Consider the following 19,082-nt stretch of genomic DNA (forward strand, 5'->3'; position numbering starts at 1 on the left):
GTCGGCACGACCGCCGGTGCGCTCAGGGTGTGAGGCCGAGTTCGGCCCAGACGGTCTTGCCGGGGTTGCGCGGCGTGACGCCCCAGCGGAGGGCGATTCGTTCGAGGAGCTGGAGGCCGAAGCCACCGGGCTCGGTGTTCCGGGTGGCCCTTCTGCGGGGCCGACGGTCGCTGTGATCAGTGACGGCGATGCGCAGCAGTCGGCCGTTCCAGGTGAGCCGGACCAGGGGTGGGCCGGTGCCGTGGCGGATGGCGTTCGTGATCAGCTCCGAGACGAGCAGTTCGGTGGTCTGGATCATCGAGTGCCGGCGCAGCGGTCCGCCGAAGCCTTCCACGCAGTCGCGGGCCCAGCGCCGGGCGGCGGCAATGCTCGCTGTGACCGCGGGGAAACGCGACTCGCAGGTCAGGGGTGTCGGTTCGCCGTTCACCAGGTTCCTCCAGCCGGGGCGCCCTGTGCCGCTGGTCGGTGGCCGACTGACGCGGTGCACGGCCGACGCCGACCATCTGCCGGGTACCCACGCCCGTCCCGTGAACCGCGTCTGTCGCGCGAATCGACCGTTTGGCTCTCCGGCTGCCGGTACGCACGCGACGGCGAGCCCGCCACGGCATCACCGCACGCGAAGCCCGACGTCGTGGTTCAGCGCTGCTCGTCGTCCACCCTGGCCGGGTGGTTGCCGGGACCGTGGCCGGACCCGGTCAGAGGGGTCGGGGAGAGGTCGGTGGGTTCCTCACCGGCCTCCAGCAGCGTGTTCGCGGCGCCCACGATCAGTGGGTCGGGCTTGCCCACGGCCGCGTGATCCTTGGTCGGATAGTCGCAGCGGTCCAGGAGGCTGCGCATCGCTTCCAGCCGGCCGCGGCGTTTGTCGTTGTTCTTCACCACGGTCCACGGGGCGTGGGGAGTGTCCGTCGCCCGGAACATGTCGACCTTGGCAGCGGTGTACTCGTCCCACAGGTCGAGCGAGGCGAGATCCGTCGGGGAGAGCTTCCAGCGGCGTACGGGGTCGACCGTGCGGATCGCGAAACGGGTCCGCTGCTCGGCCTGGGACACCGAGAACCAGAACTTCACCAACAGGATGCCGTCCCGGGTCAGCATCTCCTCGAACAGCGGGGCCTGCTCCAGGAAGGTGCGGTACTCCGCCTCGGTGCAGAAGCCCATCACCCGCTCGACGCCTGCCCGGTTGTACCAGGACCGGTCGAAGAAGACGATCTCGCCGCGGGACGGCAGATGCGCCACATAGCGCTGGAAGTACCACTGCCCCGCTTCCCTCTCGGTCGGCTTCTCCAGCGCCACGACGCGGGCACCTCGCGGGTTGAGCCGCTCGGTGAACCGCTGGATCGTGCCGCCTTTGCCGGCCGCGTCACGGCCCTCGCAGAGCACGACCACCCGCTGGCCGGTCTCCTTCACCCAGCGCTGCATCTTCAGCAGCTCGACCTGCAGAACGCGCTTGGTCCTCTCGTACTCGGACCTCTTCACCTTCCGGTCGTACGGGTAGTTCTCCAGCCACGTGTCCACCGGACTGCCGTCCGCGTCCAGGAGGATCGGTTTCTCCGGCCGGCGTTCGTCCACACGGAGGCCGTCGAGCAGGTCCGCCTCGACCCGGGCCCCCTCGTCCTCGTCCGGCCGGGTCTTGTCGTCGTGCTCCGACATCACCAATCTCCTGAATCATCCTCGTGTGCCGCCACCGGACGGCCGTTGCGACGGGCGGCACTCCTCAGAACGGAAGGCGGCCTCGCGCCCGGCGGCCGGCGGAGCCGCTGCGACCGACCGCGCGGGAGCTGGAGCTGAAGGGCTTGCTCAGCAGCCGCCCCAGGACCCCGGGCGCCTTGGATCCGGCCCGCGAGCCGGCCCCGAGACCACGCTGGGCACCGTTCTGCGGATGCCGGGAGAGGCGCGGCAGGAGGAAGGCCAGCACGGCCAGGAGGACACATGCGGCGATGACAACGGCGATGACCATCAAGGGCTCCGGGGTCGGTGGGATTCTTCGCTCTTCTCCGCTTCTGCTGGACCGCGTGCCCCGTCCACCCGCAATCACGCCGCCGTCTCAGCGCGTGCTGTCGTCTCCGTGGCTGCGCACGATCTCCTTGACCTTGGCCACGGCGAACCCCCAGCCCTGCTCGACGGTCGGCTTGGCCGGCACCGCGATCTCGTCCGGGTTGGTGAGCACGTCGAGCAGCACAGGACCGGGGGTGTCGAAGGCGCGGCGCACGGCTTTCTCCAGGTCGGCCGGGTCGGTCACCCGGATCCCGGGGATGCCCATGGCCGTGGCTACGGCGGCGAAGTCGGGGTTGTCCAGGACGGTACCGAACTCCGGCAGCCCGACCTGTTCCTGTTCGAGTTTGACCATGCCCAGGCGGCGGTTGTCGAAGACGACGAGCTTCACGGCGAGCTGGTGCGTCTTCAGCGTCATGAGGTCGCCGAGGAGCATGCTCAGCCCGCCGTCCCCGCAGAAGGCCACGACCTGCCGCTCGCGGTCCAGGCACTGGGCGCCGAGCGCCTGCGGCATCGCGTTGGCCATGGAGCCGAGGTTGTAGGAGCCGATGAGCCGCCGCTCGCCCCGCATCTCGACGAACCGCGAGAGCCACACCGTCGCCATGCCCGTGTCGGAGGTGAAGACGGCGTCGTCGTCGGCGAGCCGGTCCACCACGGCCGCCAGCGCCTCCGGCCGGATGTCGTGGGTGCGGTTGTCGAGGGAGGAACGCACCCGGCCGAGCAGGCCCCTGTCGTGTGCCGGGTCGGCCAGCCGTGCCTGGCCCTCGCGCCAGTGCTCGAAGCGCTCACGTGCCTTCTCCAGGTGCGAGCGGTCCCGTGCACCGTCCGTCCCGGCGGGTGCGGCGGCAAGGTGGGTGAGGAGGTCGCGGACGGTCACGCCCGTGTCGCCGACGAGACCGACGTCGACCGGCACGCGCCGCCCGATGTGGGCGGGCTCGGTGTCCACCTGGATGACGGTCTTCCCCTGCGGATACCAGTCCCGGTAGGGGAAGTCGGTCCCCAGGAGCAGCAGGGTGTCCGCGTCCTGCAGGGCCGACGCGGCGGCCGGGTTGCCGATCAGCCCGGTCTGGCCGACCTGGAACGGATTGGTGTCGCCCTCGAAACCCTCCTTGGCCTTGAGCGTGAGCACCATGGGTGCGGCCAGCCGGTCGGCGAGGGCCAGCACGTCCTCGCGCGCGCCACGCGCGCCCCGTCCGACGAGCAGCGAGACCCGTTCCGAGCGGTCCAGGAGTTCGGCGGCCCGCCGTACGGCGGATTCCTCGGGCCGGCTGAGCGGGGCGTTCAGGGAGAACCGGGCCGGGCGGTCCGAGGTCAGTTCGCGCTCGCCCAGGTCGCCGGGCACGGTCAGGACGGCCACCCCCTTGCGGCCCAGGGCGTGACGCACCGCAGTCTCCAGCATCTGCGGCAGCTGGTCGGGAGAGGTGATGGTCGCGCGGAAGACGGCGACGTCCGTGAAGAGCGCGTCGTTGTCGACTTCCTGGAAGTAGTCGGTACCGAGCTCGGCGAGCGGTACCTGACCGGCGATCGCCAGGACGGGGGTGTGGCTCTTGGCCGCGTCGTACAGTCCGTTGAGCAGGTGGACGGAACCGGGTCCGACCGTGCCCATGCAGACACCGAGGGTGCCCGAGAGCTGCGACTGGGCGCTCGCGGCGAACGCCGCCGCCTCCTCGTGCCGGCAACCCACCCACTGCAGGTTCTCGGTGGTGCGAATGGCGTCCGTCAGGGGGTTCAGCGCGTCTCCCACGACGCCGAACACCTGCTGCACGCCGAGTTCGCTCAGTGCGTCCACGATGACGCGGGCGACGGTGCGGGCCACGTGAGTCCTCCGGTTTGTCAGACGGTGAATCGGTCGGGATCGGCGGCGGTCCAGTCGGCCGCCCAGGCGGCAGGCGGCTCGGCGAGCAACTGCCCCGGTTCGAGCCACTCGTACAACTCCTCGTAGGAGCGCTCGGTGTAGGGATCGATGCGCCTGCGCAGCATGTGCGGGCGCAGGTCGGCGGGATCGGTGACGCCCATGGACGCCATGAGCTGCAGGGCGCTGGCCACGGTCGCCTCCTGGAAGCGCTGGACGCGGGGCGTCTTGTCACGGACGTCGAGGGCGCGGGCGCGTCGGGGGTCCTGGGTCGTCACCCCGGTGGGGCAGGTGTTGGTGTGGCAGCGCTGGGCCTGGATGCAGCCGACGGCGAACATCATCGCCCGCGCCGCGTTGCCGTAGTCGGCGCCCTGCACCAGGCGTTTCACCAGATCGGTGCCCGTGGCGATCTTGCCGCTCGCTCCGATCCTAATCCGGTCGCGCAGGCCCGCGCCGACGAGGGCGTTGTGCACGGTGAGCAGGCCCTCGGTCAGCGGGGTTCCCACGTGGTCGGCGAACTCCAGAGGAGCGGCTCCGGTGCCACCCTCGCCTCCGTCCACGATGATGAAGTCGGGGGCCGTGCCCTCCGCCAGCATGGCCTTGCACACGGCGAGGAACTGCCGGCGCGAGCCCACGCACAGTTTGAATCCGGTCGGCTTGCCACCGGAGAGCTCGCGCATCCGGGCGATGAAGCGGACGAGTTCGCGCGGGGTGGAGAACACCTTGTGGTACGGCGGCGAGATCACCGTCCGCCCCTCGGGCACGTCCCGTACCTTCGCTATCTCGGCGTTGACCTTCGCCCCCGGCAGGACTCCGCCGATGCCCGGTTTGGCGCCCTGCGAGAGCTTCAGGGACACACACTTGACGTGATCGTGGGCGGCCTTGTCGGCGAACTCGGCGGGGTCGAAGTCGCCGTCCGGGGTACGGCAGCCGAAGTAGCCGGTGCCGACCTCCCAGACCAGGTCCCCACCCGGCTTCAGGTGGTACTCCGACAGTCCGCCCTCCCCCGTGTCGTGGGCGAAACCCCCGGCCGCCGCGCCGCCGTTGAGGGCGAGGATCGCGTGGGAGGACAGCGAGCCGAAGCTCATCGCCGACACGTTCAGCAGGGCCATGTCGTAGGGGCGGGCGCAGTCGGGTCCGCCGATCCGCACCCGCGGAGGCGTCTTCGGCACCGGGCACGGCGCCATCGACGGCACCAGGAACTCGTAGCCGGGCAGATAGACGTCCCGCTCGGTGCCGTACGGCTGCTCGGCGTCGGTGCCTTTCGCCCGCTCGTAGACGATGGTGCGGACATCCCGGTCGAAGGGGCGCCCGTCGAAGTTCCGCTCGATGAAGTACTGCTGCAGCTCCGGGCGGATCCGCTCCAGAAGGAAGCGGGCGTGGCCCAGGACCGGATAGTTGCGCAGCACCGAATGCCGGCGCTGCAACAGGTCCGCCGCACCCAGCAGACCCAGCAGGGTGAGCGGTACGGCGGCCGCCCACCACCAGGGTGAGATACCTACCGCGGCAACAACCGCCACCATTCCGGAGGCCAGAGCGAGGACGACGATCGCAATGCGTTTCACTCCTCGCTCATTGCCCTGCGTCAGCGGTCCAGTCCTGCCCGTTCGTCAAGAAACCTGCAAGACAGGACCTGCTGGGTTCGTTTCCGACCGTGGTGTCAGCCCGCGACGTGGATGCCGGGGCGGCGGGTGGGGTCGGGCTGGTGCCGGCGGATGATCTCGCGGGTGACGGGGGCCGTGTCTCCGCGTCCGAGGAGGAAGTAGCGGAACATGTGGGTCAGAGGGCTTCCCTCCGCCCAGGCGAAGTAGCAGTGCGGCTGGACGCCGGTGGTGTCGTGGAGGGTGAGAAGGATCGCGGCGATGGCGTTCGGAGCCGCGGGCGCTTCGGCTCGCAGGACCCGGTGCCCGTCGACTTCGACGCCGTGGACGGTGAGGGTTTCGCTGAAGTCGGAAGGGTCGACGACCTCGATCTCCAGGAACAGGATGTCGGCGAGGCCGGGCACCGGGTTGATGGCACGCTGTTCGCGTTCCTTGTCGGCGTACTCCGCGCCGTCCCCGGCCTCGCGGCGGTTGGCGACGATGTTGATGGCGTTGTCGTGGGCGAGGGTGTCCCTGATGAACTGGCGGGCGCCCTCGTCGAACTCGATTCTGTCCGCGCGCAGTTCGGTGGTGCGTGAGATGCGGGAGACCAGCGAGATGATGATGATGCCGAGGATGAACATCGCGGAGATGGTGATGCCGTCCGGCTTGTCGACGATGTTGGCCACCAGCGCGTAGAGCAGCACCGCGGTCAGCACGGCGAATCCCCCGCACAGGGTGCGTTGGCGGCGGCGCAGCGCGGAGACGGTGACGGCGAAGGCCCCGGAGACCATCATGGCGAGGATGCCGGTGGCGTAGGCGCCGGCCTGGGCGTCGATGTCGGCGTCGAAGGCGATGGTGATGATGACGCACAGAACCGTGTAGACCAGGACGACGGGGCGCACCGCGCGACCCCATTCGGGGGCCATGCCGTAGGCGGGGAGATAACGCGGGACGATGTTGACCAGTCCGGCCATCGCGGAGGCGCCCGCGAACCAGAGGATCAGGATGGTGCTGATGTCGTAGGCGGTGCCGAAGGCTTCTCCGACGTGTTCGTGGGCCAGCCAGGCCAGAGCCCGGCCGTTGGCCGCACCGCCCGCCTCGAACTCCTTGTGCGGGATGAGGACGGTGGTCACGAAACTGGCGGCGAGCAGGTAGACGCTCATGATGAGCGCGGCCGTGGTGAGCAGTCTGCGGGCGTTGCGGACGCGGGACTTGAGCCGCTGCTCGGCGGTCTCGCCCTCGGCGGAGATGAGCGGCATCATGCTCACTCCGGTCTCGAAGCCGGACAGACCCAGCACCAGCAGCGGGAAGGCCAGCAACGCGGGCTCGACCAGGTCACCGAACCCGCGGCCTTCGGTGAGTGCGCCGGTCCAGGCCGAGAAGGCGTCCGGGCTGGTGAACACATCCACCAGGCCGACGCCGATGGTCACCGCGTTGAGCGCGAGGAAGACGGCGACCAGAGGGATGGCCACGCTCACCGCTTCGCTGAACCCGAGCAGGAAGACCCCGCCGAGGAGCACGAGGAGCGCCACGGTGATGACGACCTCATGTCCTTGCAGAGCATGCGGGGCGTAGGAACTCTCCACCAGATGTACGGAGGCGTCGGCCGCGGAGAGGGTGATGGTGATGATCCACGAGGTCACCACGAACCCGAGCAGGACCAGGACGAACAGTTTGCCCCGCCAGAAGGGCAGCAGGTCCTCCAGCATCGCCACCGATCCGGCCCCGTGCGGACTCTCGCCGGCCACCCGCCGGTACATCGGCAGCATCCCCACCAGGGTCAGCACCACGAGCAGAAGCGTGGCCAGCGGCGAGACGGCACCGGCCGCGAGCGCGGCGATCGCCGGCACGTAGGCCAGGCTGGAGAAGTAGTCGACGCCGGTCAGGCACATCACCTTCCACCAGGCATGGGCCTCCCCGGCGCCTGCCTCCGCCGCCGGGTTGACCGCCTGCACCCGGTGTCGCAGCAACCACTGTCCCAGAGCGCCACCTTGGCGCCCCGTTGTGTCGGGATCCTCCACCACGTCCACAGCGGCCAGATCGTCCACGTCGGTCATGTCCCCCCACACCCTTCAGCCGGCCCAGCGTGCTGGGCCCCACAGCCCGCAACGATCACCGAGTATGCGGCCTCCGGCAACCTCCTCCCTACCCGGGGCGGAGGCCCACAGACTGTGCCGTGCCGCTGCCCCAGGTCGGCAGGGGTGCAGCTCAGCCCCAGGCCGCCACCGGCACGAACGAGCTGTCCTGCCGGAACAGGTCCGTCCCCGCCGTCCGCTCCAGCCGGAGCTGGTAGTTGTAGTGGCGCAGGTAGTACCCGGGGTAGTTGTACGACTCCCACCGGATCGCGCCCGAGGACGTGCCCGTGCGGGCGATGAACGTCGCGTCCTTGGCGAAGGTCGATGTGCCGTCGTTGGCGTCGAAGCGGGCGCGGAAGTCCCAGTGGCGCAGGTAGTTGCCGGAGGAGTCGCGGAAGGAGTAGCCGCCCGAGTCGGCGAGGCCCGCGACGACCGTGAAGGTGGACGCCGTCTTTTCGGCAGCCGTGCTGGAGCCGGTCACCACCGGGAGGTTGAGCAGCGAGGACTGGGTCTGCCAGTACCGCGTGGTGTAGTTGGCCGACTGGAAGGAACGCGTGACGCTCTTGGTGAGCGAGGGACCGCCGGAGACCGTCTCCTTGACGACCGTGAAGTGGCGGGCGGTGCCGGAGACCACCGGCAGTGCGGTCGGGGCCGACCAGGTCGCGAAGGTGTTGTAGCTGTCGCTGTAGTAGTAGTTCCCGTCGCCGTACCCGTCGAAGAAGATCCGCCAGCCGCCGTTGTCGAGCTGGATCACGGACGGGCCCTCGCGGTAGCTGCCCCAGCCGGCCCAGTCGCCGGTCCTGGAGATGGTGTAGGGACCGGTCAGGGACGACGCCGTCGCGTACTCGATGTACTTCGTCGTCTCGTTCTTCGTGAAGGCGTGGTAGGTCGAGCCGCTCTTCACGATGTACGTGTCGATGTGGTTGGCGCCGATCCCGGACAGGGCGACCGGTGAACTCCAGGCCGTCAGGGCGGAGTTGGTCGCCTTCAGGCGGTACGGCGTGAAGATCCACTCGTCGCTGGTGAGCGAGCAGGACACGATGACGTTCACGCTGCCGTCGCTGTCGACGAACCACTCCGGCGCCCACGCGCGGGACAGATTGGCGAGGGGGACCGTGTAGTCGTACAGGAAGGTCCAGTTGGCCCGGTCGGAGCTGCGCGCGAAGCCGATCGTGGTGCTGACGTCCTGCCAGGTGTGGGTCGTGTACGTGAGGTAGTAGTAGCCGTCGGTGTGCTTGAAGACGCTCGCGTCGCGGATCCTGTTGCTGGGCGGCGTGTAGGCGGAGGACTTGAGCAGCCGGAAGTCCGTGGCGTCGTCGGACTGGTAGACGTTCACGGTGCCGTCGTTGCTGTTGAGGAACGGCACGATCGTGTAGCGGGTCGCGGAACCGCTCGGCGGGGCGGCGGCGAAGGCCGCGCCGGGCAGTTCGCCCAGCAGGACGGCGGAGGCGGGCAGGGCCGCCATCGCGCGCAGCAGGGTACGGCGGGACGGCGAGGGGGGACGTGCGGTCACGGCGGCTCTCCCTGGGGCAAGGACACAACGCGGCTCGATATGTCCGACATACCGAACGAGGTTCGGGAAGTCGATCAGAAGGTAGGGCTGTGGCCCGAACGCGTCAATGCTTTGCGCATGACCTGGTGAGCGTTGTGAGATGGCTGTGGCGCCTGCCGAACAGCCGCTGCCGCCGGGGATACGTTCCGGCGAAGCGCTTTCCGACGTTACCGTTCGGTAGGCAACGTCGTCCCGGAGTCCCGGAGGTGCCCCGTATGACGTACGACCGTTCCGCAGGCCTGGTGGAGACCGCCCGCGCGCTGGCCGACGGCACGATCACCTCCCGTGAGCTCGTCGAGCAGACCCTGGCGCGGATCGAGTCCTCCCAGGGTTCGCTCAACGCCTTCCGAATCGTACGGACACGCGCCGCCCTCGCCGAGGCGGAGGCCGCGGACGCCCAACTGGCCGCCGGCGTAAGGAAACCACTGCTCGGAGTGCCCGTCGCCGTCAAGGACGACATGGACGTGGCCGGTGAACCCACCGCGTTCGGCTGCCAGGGGGAGTTCCCGGCGGTCGCCCGGGACGGTGAGGCGGTACGGCGGCTGCGCGCGGCCGGGGCCGTGATCGTCGGCAAGACCAACACCTGCGAGTTCGGGCAGTGGCCGTTCACCGAGGGCCCGGCCTTCGGCGCGACCCGCAATCCATGGAGCCCGGAGCACACGCCCGGCGGCTCGTCCGGCGGGTCCGCCGCGGCCGTCGCCGCAGGTCTGGTGCCCGCCGCGCTCGGCTCGGACGGGGCCGGTTCGGTACGGATCCCCGCCTCCTGGACCCACCTCGTCGGCATCAAGCCGCAGCGCGGCCGCATCTCGACCTGGCCGCGCGGCGAGTCCTTCCAGGGCATCACGGTCAACGGCACGCTGGCCCGCACGGTCGCCGACGCGGCCCTCCTGCTCGACGCGGCCGCCGGCAACCATCCCCTGGACCCGCATCGCCCGCCTGCCGTCGACGCCTCCGCGGCGGTCGGCCGCGACCCCGGCCGGCTGCGTATCGCGCTCGCCCTGAAGCCGCCGTTCACCGCGCTGCCCGCCCGGCTCCAGCCGGAGGTACGGGCGCGGGTCGTCGAACTCGCCGAGAAGCTGAGCGCGTTGGGGCATCTGGTCGAGGAGGCCGATCCGCCGTACGGACAGATCGGGCTCACCTTCATCCCCCGCGCCACGGCCGGGATCGCCGAACGGGTCCGCGAGGCGCCCTTCCCCGCGCTCCTGGACCGCCGCACCCGGGACGCGGCCCGGCTCGGCGGACTGCTCGGCGGGGTCCCGCTCAGGGCGGCGCGGCGCGCGGAGGCGGTCCTGCACCGCCGTATCGGCGGCTTCTTCACGTCGTACGACGTCGTCCTCGCCCCGACGACGGCCGCTCCCCCGCCGCGCATCGGGGCGATGCTGGAGCTGGGCGGGCTGGCCACCGACCGGGCGATGATCGCGGCCTGTCCGTACGCCTGGCCGTGGAACGTCCTCGGGTGGCCCGGGGTCAGCGTGCCCACCGGGTTCGTCGACGGCGGCCTGCCCGTCGGCGCCCAGTTGCTCGGACCCGCGAACAGTGAACCGCTTCTCCTGTCGCTGGCGGCGCAGTTGGAGGACGCGCTGCGCTGGCACGAGACGTGGCCGCCCCAGGAGGCGGCCATGGATTCCCCGGCCGTCCGACCGCGTTCCGCCCGTACCCTGTGACCATGGACGATGCGTCGATGGTCGGACTCATGGGGCGGGTCACGGGGACGATCGGGCCGGGGCTCGTCGGCGAGGTGATCGTCCGGGTGCGGGGCGGCGCCGAGCACTTCCTCGCCTACCCGGCCACCGCCACGGACCGCATCGAGCGGGGCACCGTGGTGATGGTGGTGGAGTACCTGCCGCCGAGGACGGTCTACGTGCAGTCGGCGTACGACAGTTGAGCCTGCTCACGCGCAGGTGAGGGGCGTGTATCAAGGTTTCGACAAGGATCCGCCGGCGTCTTCACCGCGGCCTCGAACAGGCGCACACTCCCTTCGTTCGGTGCCGAAAGGGCACCATGCAAAGGGGGCGTATGCCGATGATCGTCGGCGTCGTTGCGGGGGTGGCCGTAGCTGCCATCGCCGTTCTGATCGGTCTGTTCAAGCTGATGTGGCGTGTCGCGGAACCCAACGAGGCACTGGTCATCTCCGGGTCCAACCACAAGACCGAGGGTCTTGAGGCGGGCATGGGATTCCGCATCGTCACCGGGCGCGGCACGCTGGTGCTGCCCGGTGTGCAGGCGGTGCGCAAGATGTCGCTCGACCTGAACGAGACCGAACTGCACGTGGACTGCGTGACCCACCAGGGCATTCCGCTGAAGGTGCGGGGCGTGGTCATCTTCAAGGTGGGCGACGACTTCGTGTCGATCGCCAACGCGGCCCGTCGCTTCCTCGACCAGCAGAAGCTGATGTCGGAGCGCGTGCACAACGTGTTCGCCGGTCATCTCCGGTCCATCGTGGGCGGGTTGACGGTCGAGGACATGATCCGCGACCGGGAGAAGCTCACCGGGCAGACCCGGGCGGCCTGCGGCACGGAGATGGAGAAGCTGGGGCTCATCGTCGACTCGCTGCAGATCCACGAGATCGAGGACCCGACCGGGTACATGCAGAACCTGGCGATGCCGCACGCGGCCGCCGTCCAGCGGGACGCGCGGATCGCGCAGGCAGAGGCGAACCGGCTGGCCACCGAGGCCGAGCAGCAGGCGTACGCCCGGATGGCGCAGGCCACCCGGGACAGCGAGATCCTCCAGGCCGGTTACCAGGCCGAGCGGGACAAGGCGGGCGCCAAGGCACGCCAGGCCGGTCCGCTCGCCGACGCCGCGGCCCGCCAGGAGGTCGTGGTCCAGGAGACCCGGATCGCCGAACTGGAGGCGAACCGGCGGGAACAGCAGCTCCAGGCGGACGTCCGCAAGCCGGCGGACGCCAAGGCCTACGAGAAGCGCACGCTCGCCGAGGCCGAGCGCGACGCGCGGATCTCCGCGGCCGAGGCCAAGGCAAAGGAAACCGAACTCGCCGCCGCGGCCGAGGCCACCCGGGTCAAGACGGCCGCGATGGCCGAGGCGGAGGCGACCAAGGCCCGCGGTACGGCCATGGCAGCGTCGACCCGGGCCACCGGTGAGGCCGAGGCCGCGTCGGCTCAGGCCAAGGGTCTCGCGGAGGCCGCGGCGGCCAGAGCGAAGGGACTCGCGGAGGCCGAGGCCATCAAGGCCCGCGCCGCCGCCCTCGCCGAGAACCAGGAGGCGGTCGTCGCCCAGCAACTCGCCGAGAACTGGCCGGAGATCGTCAGGGCCGGTGCGTCCGCGTTCGGCAACGCCGACAACATGGTGATCCTCAACGGCGCCGACGGCATGGCGGACATGTTCGCCAAGGCGCTCACCATGGGCGGCACCGGTCTGGGTCTGGCACGTCAGCTGCTGGCCTCGATGAACCAGAACGGGCAGAGCGTCAACGGCGCTTCGCTCAACGGGGTGGCGTCGCCGCCCTCCCAGAAGGTGCCGGTCCAGAAGGTGCCGGTCCAGGAGTAACGGGCAGGCCTGCCGGGGTCCTTGTAGAAAGGGGCCCCGGCCGGCCTGTGTTCACAGCGCCGACAACGTGATGCCCAGGCCGAGCAGCGCGACGACCTTGGCCACCTCGAAGGCGACGTAGAGGAGGTGTCCGCGCGAGCGGGGCAGGTCCTCGCCCGCCAGGACGCGGTCGGAGCGGCGGTTCAAGCGGGGGCGGATCACCGCCAGTTGGACGATGAGCACGGCCACCGCTGCCCCGGTCCAAGTGATGGCGCGCCCCGGTGCGTCACCGGCGACGACCGCGACGACCACCGCGGCGGCCAGGACGCACTCCACGAGGTTCAGGGCCCGGAAGACCAGACGCCCGATCCCCAGACCGATCCGGACACTCACGTCCGGGGCGCGGAACTTCAGCGGCGCCTCCAGGAAGGAGATCGCCAGCACCATCCCGAGCCACACGAAGGTGACCGCGCTCGCCGTCGCGGCCGAGGTTGCGTTCATCCGATCGACCGTACCCCCCGCCCCGGTTCGGGACGCCTTAAGGTTCCCCCGTGACTGCGTTTACCGATGAGAACGTCCCCGGCCGCTTCGGCGCCACCGCCACCGCCGAGACCGACCCGCGCCAGGTCGGCCGGGTGCGCACCGAGTACTCCCCCGCGCACGACGGCGACCCCGACCCCGGGGAGATCGTGTGGACCTGGGTGCCCTTCGAGGAGAACGACGGACGCGGCAAGGACCGTCCCGTGCTCGTGGTCGCCCGGGAGGCGGCCGGCACCTTCCTCGCCGTACAGCTGTCGAGCAAGCGGCACGACGGGGACCGGGAGTGGGTGCCGATCGGCAGCGGGCCCTGGGACCGGACCGGACGGGATTCCTGGGTGGACGTCGACCGTGTCCTGCGCCTCCACGAGGAGGGCATGCGCCGGGAGGCGTGCGCGCTGGACCGGGGACGGTTCAACCTGGTCAGGCAGCGGCTGCACGAGCGGTACGGCTGGACCTGACGGCCAACACCTTCCGGGGCTACGGCCGGCCCTGACGGCTAACCCTTCTGGACCAACCGACCTGGCCGCTCCGTCGTGAACGCCCGTTCGAACGCCGCTCGCACCACCGCGTCCCGCGTCCGGTCCAGTACCCCGAACACCACGTGCTCGAAGGCACCGCAGAACCGTCCGCCGGGCCCGAGGAGCGTCCGGAACGCCCCCGCCACCTGCGCGGGGTCGTTCTGGAAGACCCCGCAGCCCCAGGCGCCCAGCACCAGCCGTCGGTAGCCCTGCGCCACGGCCACCGACAGGACCTGCTCGACGCGTGCCGCGAGGGCCCGCGGCAGTTCGGCGGCCCGCTCGGGCGCCGTGCGCCGCACCACCCCGGCGTTCGGGGCGGCCGCCGTCAGGAACCCCACGAGGTACGCCGACTCCAGCAGACGGCCGGCGTCGTCCCGGAACACCGGTACGGCCGGCGAGTGGATGACGCGGTCCGTGTAGAACGGGTCGCGGTGGGCCCGGTGATGGTCGTAGAACGCGCGGGCCCGCAACTGGCAGGTGTAGAGCGCGGAGGCACGGCACAGGGCCTCTTCCTGGGCCTGTGCGCCGTTCAGGTAACCGCCGCCCGGATTGCGGGCCGAGGCGAAGTTCAGCACGGCCGTCCCGCCGCCCAGCCGACGGGCCGCTTCGAGGCTGCTCTCGCCCGTGACCTCCACGCACGTGTCCACGGCAGCGAAGGCGGGCACCGGCACGGGTTCCGGTCCGTACATCCGCGTCCCCGCCCGCGCCGCCTCGATCGCGGCGGCCAGGGAGACCTCGCGTCCGTCCGGTGCGCGATAGTGCCCCGCCGCGACGATCCGTTCCGTCTCCCGTGCGATCCCGCGCAGACGCGCGCTCATGGCGCCACCCCCGTGAGCGCCATGACCGCACGCCGCGCGGTCTCCCCCGTCGTGCCCATGCAGGAATGGTCGGTGATGCTGGGGATGCGGTGCAAACGAGTTTTCGACGCCGGGTACAACCGGAAAACACCTTGAAAACCCTGGGAAACGGAGATCCACAGCCCCTAATGCGAGGAAGTGCCCCCTTGTGCGGAACGACTTGAGGGTCTTGGGTGGAACGAGCGTTGCCGGTCCGACCCACCTGATCTCCGGACCGGTGGCATGGTGGAATCTCAGGAGGATCCCGACATGTCCGACTCACCAAGCGACTGTACGAAGCCCCGTACGTCGCTCCCCGAAGCAGAGCTCGAGGCCCTGGTCCGCGGCATCTGCTTCAAGACCGGCCCGCCCCGCCGTATCGGGGTGGAAGTGGAATGGCTCGTCCATGAGCTGAGCAGCCCTCGGCTCCCTGTCACACCCGAACGACTCGCGGCGGCCTACGCCGCACTGCGGACCGTGCCCCTGACATCGGCGCTCACCGTCGAACCCGGCGGCCAGCTGGAGCTGAGCTCGCAGCCCGCCGACTCCCTGATGGAGTGCATCGGTACCGTCTCCGCCGACCTCGCCGCCGTCCGGGCCGCCCTCGCAGAGCACGGACTCGGCCTCGTCGGCCTCGGCCACGACCCCTGGCATCCGCCCCGCCGATACCTGCGGGAACCGCGCTACGACGCCATGGAGACCTGCCTCGACCGCACCGGACCGGCCGGCCGCGCCATGATGTGCACCTCGGCCTCCGTGCAGGTGTGCGTGGACGCCGGCCATGAGGAGCCCGGCCCGCTGGGCCTGGGACGCCGCTGGTGGCTGGCGCACCAGCTGGGCCCCGTCCTGGTGGCCGCCTTCGCCAACTCCCCGCTCGCCGGGTCCGAACCCACCGGCTGGCTCTCGACCCGCCAGCTGCTGTGGACCGAGATCGGCAAGGACCGGGCGGGCGGCCCCGACCTGGACGCCGACCCTCGCGGCGCCTGGGCCCGGCACGTCCTGGACGCGCCCGTGATGTGCATACGGCGGGACAGCGGCCCCTGGGACGTCCCGGAGGGGCTCTCCTTCCGGGAGTGGGCCAGGTCCGGGGCGCCCAGGCCACCGACCCGGGAGGATCTCGACTACCACATATCGACCCTGTTCCCGCCGGTCAGACCGCGCGGCCATCTCGAACTGCGCATGATGGACGCCCAGCCCGGCGAGGACGGCTGGATCGTCCCGCTCGCCGTGACGACGGCGCTCTTCGACGACCCGGAGACCGCCGAGACCGCCTACCGCGTGGTGAAGCCGCTGGCCGAGCGCACCGCGTCGCTGCCCGCGCCGCACAATCCGCTGTGGATCGACGCGGCCCGGCACGGCCTGGCCGACCCCGAACTGCACGAGGCGGCGATCGCGTGCTTCTCGGCGGCCCTGGAGGCCCTGCCCCGGCTCGGCGCCACCACCGAGGTCACGGACGCCGTGGGGGCGTTCGTGCACCGCTATGTGAACCGGGGCCGCTGCCCCGCCGACGATCTGCTGGACCGCACGCACGGTTCGCTCGGGAGGGAAATCCGCACATGACCGACCCCACCGCCGACCTGTCCGCCGATCCCGAGACCTTCCGCGAGCGGGCCGTGACGACCCTGGTCACCGCCAGGGACCGTACGACACTCCTCACCAGCTGCGTCGAGGACCCCGACCTGACCGCCCAGCACTCGCCGCTGATGTCGCCGCTCGTGTGGGACCTCGCCCACATCGGCAACCAGGAGGAGCAGTGGCTGCTGCGGACCGTCGCCGGGCAGGAGGCGATACGGCCCGAGATCGACGGCATCTACGACGCCTTCGAGCACCCGCGCTCCGAACGCCCCACCCTGCCCCTGCTGTCGCCCGCCGAGTCCCGGCGCTACGCCGCGGAGGTACGCGGACGGGTCCTGGACGTCCTGGAGGGCACCGCGCTGCACGGAACCCGGCTCACCGAGGCCGGGTTCGCCTTCGGGATGGTCGCCCAGCACGAACAGCAGCACGACGAGACGATGTTGATCACGCATCAGCTCCGCACGGGACCGCCGGCCCTGACCGCCCCGGACCCCGAACCCGCTCCGCTGTTCACCGGCCCGGCCGAAGTCCTCGTCCCCGGCGGCCCGTTCACCATGGGCACCTCCGACGAGCCGTGGGCCCTGGACAACGAACGCCCCGCGCACCGGCGCGAGGTGGATCCCTTCTACATCGACACCACTCCGGTGACCAACGCCGAGTACCAGGCGTTCATCGAGGACGGCGGCTACGACACCGAGCGATGGTGGGCCCCGGCCGGGTGGGCGCACATCCGCCGGCACAACATCCACGCCCCGCTGTTCTGGAGCCGCGACGGCAAGCAGTGGCTGCGCCGGCGCTTCGGCGTCACCGAGGTCGTGCCGCCCGACGAGCCGGTGGTCCACGTGTGCTGGTACGAGGCCGACGCCTACGCCCGCTGGGCCGGACGGCGGCTGCCCACCGAGGCGGAGTGGGAGAAGGCGGCCCGCCACGACCCGGCCGGTGACCGCTCGACGCGCTACCCGTGGGGCGACGCCGACCCGGCACCCGAGCACGCCAACCTGGGACAGCGGCACCTGCGCCCCGCCCCCGCCGGAAGCTATCCGGAGGGCGAATCACCGCTCGGAGTCCGGCAGTTGATCGGTGACGTGTGGGAGTGGACGGCGAGCGACTTCGAGCCCTACCCCGGGTTCCAGGCGTTCCCGTACAAGGAGTACTCGGAGGTGTTCTTCGGCCCCGACCACAAGGTGTTGCGCGGCGGTTCGTTCGCCGTGGACGCGGTGGCATGCCGGGGCACGTTCCGCAACTGGGACTATCCGATCCGGCGGCAGATCTTCGCCGGCTTCCGCACGGCCCGTTCCTCCGGAGCCGTCTGATGTGCCGTCATCTGGCCTACCTGGGACCCGAGGAGCCGCTCGGCCGGCTCCTCGTGGAGCCCCCGCACAGCCTGTACCGCCAGTCCTGGGCGCCCAGGCGGCAGCGGTACGGCACCGTCAACGCCGATGGTTTCGGGGTGGGTTGGTATGCCGAGGGCGACCCGGCACCGGCGCGGTACCGGCGGGCCGGACCCATCTGGGCCGATCTGTCCTTCGCCGATCTGGCCCGGGTCGTGCGGAGCCGGGCGATCCTGGCCGCCGTACGGGACGCGACCCTGGCGGGAGCCGACGCCGAGGCCGCCGCGGCACCGTACGCCTCGGGTCCCTGGCTGTTCAGCCACAACGGCGCGGTCAAGGGGTGGCCGGGTTCCCTGGCCCCCCTGACCTCCTCGCTCCCTCCGGCGGATCTGCTGTCGATGGAGGCCCGCAACGACTCGGCGTTCGTGTGGGCCCTTGTCCTGAACCGGCTGCGCGGCGGCGACGAGGAGGGCCAGGCGCTGGCCGACACCGTCGTGGAGGTCGCCGAGGCGGCCCCCGGCTCCCGGCTCAACCTGCTGCTGACCAACGGGGAGTCCATCGCGGCGACCGCCTGGGGCGACACCCTCTGGTACCTCCAACGCCCCGGCGCCGGCACGGTCGTGGCCTCCGAGCCGTACGACGACGATCCGCACTGGCAGGAGGTCCCGGACCGCACGCTGCTCGCGGCGAGCCGCACCGATGTCCTGCTGACCCCCCTCAAGTCCCTGGAACCACTCAAGGAGCCCCGCACGTGAGTCCGTTCCTGCTGACCCGCACCCTGCCCGAGGACGCCACCGAGGCCGCCCTGCGCGCCGATGTTCTCAAGGGCCTGACGCACACGCCCAAGACGCTGCCGCCGAAGTGGTTCTACGACGCCCACGGCAGTGAACTCTTCGAGCAGATCACGGAGTTGCCCGAGTACTACCCGACCCGCGCCGAACGGGAGATCCTCGTCGCGCGCTCCGGCGAGATCGCGCAGGCCACCGGCGCCCGCACCCTGGTCGAACTGGGCTCCGGCTCCTCGGAGAAGACCCGGTACCTGCTCGACGCGCTGACCGGCCTGCACACCTACGTCCCGGTCGACGTCAGCGAGAGCGCGCTCACCCAGGCCGGGCACGCGCTCATCGCCCAGCGGCCGGAGCTGAGCGTGCACGCGCTGATCGCCGACTTCACGGCCGGTCTGTCCCTGCCGGGGACACCGGGCCCGCGCCTGGTGGCCTTCCTCGGCGGCACGATCGGCAACCTGCTGCCGGTCGAGCGCGCCGCGTTCCTCGCCTCCGTCCGCTCGCTGCTCTCCCCCGGTGACGCGCTGCTGCTCGGCACGGACCTGGTCAAGGACGAGAACGTTCTGGTCAGGGCCTACGACGACGCGGCCGGGGTGACGGCCGCTTTCAACAAGAACGTCCTGACCGTCGTCAACCGCGAGCTGGGCGCCGACTTCGATCCCGGCGCCTTCGACCACGTGGCCCTCTGGGACGCCGGGAACGAGTGGATCGAGATGCGGTTGCGTTCCCGTACGGACCAGACCGTGAAGGTCCCGGCGCTCGACCTGGCCGTCGACTTCGCGGCGGGTGAGGAGCTGCACACCGAGATCTCGGCGAAGTTCCGCAAGGAGGGCGTTCGCAGTGAACTGGCCGCCGTAGGGCTGGAGTTGGCCCACTGGTGGACGGACAGCGAGGGCCGGTTCGCGCTGTCGCTGAGCGTGGTGCGGTAGCGCGGACTCGCGGGGGCCGGTTCGCGCCGGC

At 70.8% G+C, this 19,082-nt stretch carries 17 protein-coding genes; 8 read left to right on the forward strand and 9 right to left on the reverse strand.

The features are described 5' to 3' along the window. Window positions 1-22: 22 nt before the first annotated feature. The 7 genes from ACGFWE_RS03680 to ACGFWE_RS03710 form a co-directional block, all read right to left on the reverse strand. The gene (locus ACGFWE_RS03680; protein ID WP_393597589.1) at window positions 23-427 is read right to left on the reverse strand and encodes an ATP-binding protein; all 405 of its coding nucleotides are present in this window, start codon (window positions 425-427) and stop codon (window positions 23-25) included. A 209-nt stretch (window positions 428-636) separates the two neighbouring features. Then, a complete protein-coding gene (ppk2, locus tag ACGFWE_RS03685) occupies window positions 637-1,647 on the reverse strand; it encodes a polyphosphate kinase 2 (protein ID WP_393597591.1) in 1,011 nt (336 codons plus the stop codon). Window positions 1,648-1,711: 64 nt separating this feature from the next. After that, window positions 1,712-1,954 (reverse strand): DUF6411 family protein, encoded by a 243-nt coding sequence (locus tag ACGFWE_RS03690; RefSeq protein ID WP_330262247.1) that lies wholly within the window; start codon window positions 1,952-1,954, stop codon window positions 1,712-1,714. Between the two features lie 87 nt (window positions 1,955-2,041). Further along, window positions 2,042-3,805 (reverse strand): thiamine pyrophosphate-dependent enzyme, encoded by a 1,764-nt coding sequence (locus tag ACGFWE_RS03695; RefSeq protein ID WP_393597593.1) that lies wholly within the window; start codon window positions 3,803-3,805, stop codon window positions 2,042-2,044. A gap of 17 nt (window positions 3,806-3,822) precedes the next feature. Further along, entirely contained in the window at window positions 3,823-5,406 is a 1,584-nt protein-coding gene (locus ACGFWE_RS03700; RefSeq protein ID WP_393597595.1) for an FMN-binding glutamate synthase family protein, read from the reverse strand. A gap of 95 nt (window positions 5,407-5,501) precedes the next feature. Further along, the gene (locus ACGFWE_RS03705) at window positions 5,502-7,481 is read right to left on the reverse strand and encodes an amino acid transporter (RefSeq protein WP_393597597.1); all 1,980 of its coding nucleotides are present in this window, start codon (window positions 7,479-7,481) and stop codon (window positions 5,502-5,504) included. Between the two features lie 151 nt (window positions 7,482-7,632). Then, window positions 7,633-9,012 (reverse strand): glycoside hydrolase family 43 protein, encoded by a 1,380-nt coding sequence (locus ACGFWE_RS03710; RefSeq protein ID WP_393597599.1) that lies wholly within the window; start codon window positions 9,010-9,012, stop codon window positions 7,633-7,635. Window positions 9,013-9,266: 254 nt separating this feature from the next. Between ACGFWE_RS03710 and ACGFWE_RS03715 the strand changes: the two genes are divergently transcribed. The 3 genes from ACGFWE_RS03715 (at window position 9,267) to ACGFWE_RS03725 (ending at window position 12,558) form a co-directional block, all read left to right on the forward strand. Next, complete coding sequence (locus tag ACGFWE_RS03715; RefSeq protein ID WP_393597600.1) at window positions 9,267-10,715, forward strand: amidase; 1,449 nt, start codon at window positions 9,267-9,269, stop codon at window positions 10,713-10,715. 2 nt (window positions 10,716-10,717) lie between these two features. Then, window positions 10,718-10,936: a hypothetical protein gene (locus ACGFWE_RS03720; RefSeq protein WP_393597602.1), complete on the forward strand. Its 219-nt coding sequence runs from the start codon at window positions 10,718-10,720 to the stop codon at window positions 10,934-10,936. A gap of 131 nt (window positions 10,937-11,067) precedes the next feature. Continuing rightward, entirely contained in the window at window positions 11,068-12,558 is a 1,491-nt protein-coding gene (locus ACGFWE_RS03725; RefSeq protein WP_393597604.1) for an SPFH domain-containing protein, read from the forward strand. Window positions 12,559-12,609: 51 nt separating this feature from the next. On the opposite strand, the gene ACGFWE_RS03730 is transcribed toward ACGFWE_RS03725, so the two are convergent. Then, window positions 12,610-13,038: a hypothetical protein gene (locus ACGFWE_RS03730; protein WP_393597606.1), complete on the reverse strand. Its 429-nt coding sequence runs from the start codon at window positions 13,036-13,038 to the stop codon at window positions 12,610-12,612. Between the two features lie 50 nt (window positions 13,039-13,088). Between ACGFWE_RS03730 and ACGFWE_RS03735 the strand changes: the two genes are divergently transcribed. Then, a complete protein-coding gene (locus ACGFWE_RS03735; protein ID WP_352384534.1) occupies window positions 13,089-13,535 on the forward strand; it encodes a type II toxin-antitoxin system PemK/MazF family toxin in 447 nt (148 codons plus the stop codon). Between the two features lie 38 nt (window positions 13,536-13,573). Here the strand turns inward: ACGFWE_RS03735 and ACGFWE_RS03740 are convergent, their stop codons facing one another. Beyond that, entirely contained in the window at window positions 13,574-14,413 is an 840-nt protein-coding gene (locus tag ACGFWE_RS03740; protein WP_393597608.1) for a TIGR02452 family protein, read from the reverse strand. Between the two features lie 288 nt (window positions 14,414-14,701). Between ACGFWE_RS03740 and egtA the strand changes: the two genes are divergently transcribed. Genes egtA through egtD form a run of 4 tightly spaced genes read left to right on the forward strand, consistent with a single transcriptional unit; the run spans window position 14,702 to window position 19,051 of the window. Continuing rightward, window positions 14,702-15,991, forward strand: a complete 1,290-nt coding sequence (gene egtA, locus ACGFWE_RS03745; RefSeq protein ID WP_393597610.1) for an ergothioneine biosynthesis glutamate--cysteine ligase EgtA — start codon at window positions 14,702-14,704, stop codon at window positions 15,989-15,991. Continuing rightward, window positions 15,988-17,319, forward strand: a complete 1,332-nt coding sequence (gene egtB / locus ACGFWE_RS03750) for an ergothioneine biosynthesis protein EgtB (protein ID WP_352384529.1) — start codon at window positions 15,988-15,990, stop codon at window positions 17,317-17,319. The genes egtA and egtB overlap by 4 nt, the downstream gene beginning before the upstream one ends. After that, entirely contained in the window at window positions 17,319-18,092 is a 774-nt protein-coding gene (gene egtC / locus ACGFWE_RS03755; RefSeq protein WP_393597612.1) for an ergothioneine biosynthesis protein EgtC, read from the forward strand. The genes egtB and egtC overlap by 1 nt, the downstream gene beginning before the upstream one ends. After that, complete coding sequence (gene egtD, locus ACGFWE_RS03760; protein ID WP_352384525.1) at window positions 18,089-19,051, forward strand: L-histidine N(alpha)-methyltransferase; 963 nt, start codon at window positions 18,089-18,091, stop codon at window positions 19,049-19,051. Before egtC ends, egtD begins: the two co-directional genes overlap by 4 nt. Window positions 19,052-19,082: the final 31 nt, after the last annotated feature.

The organism is Streptomyces sp. NPDC048523 (assembly GCF_043199815.1).
In the GTDB taxonomy this organism is placed as follows: Bacteria; Actinomycetota; Actinomycetes; order Streptomycetales; family Streptomycetaceae; genus Streptomyces.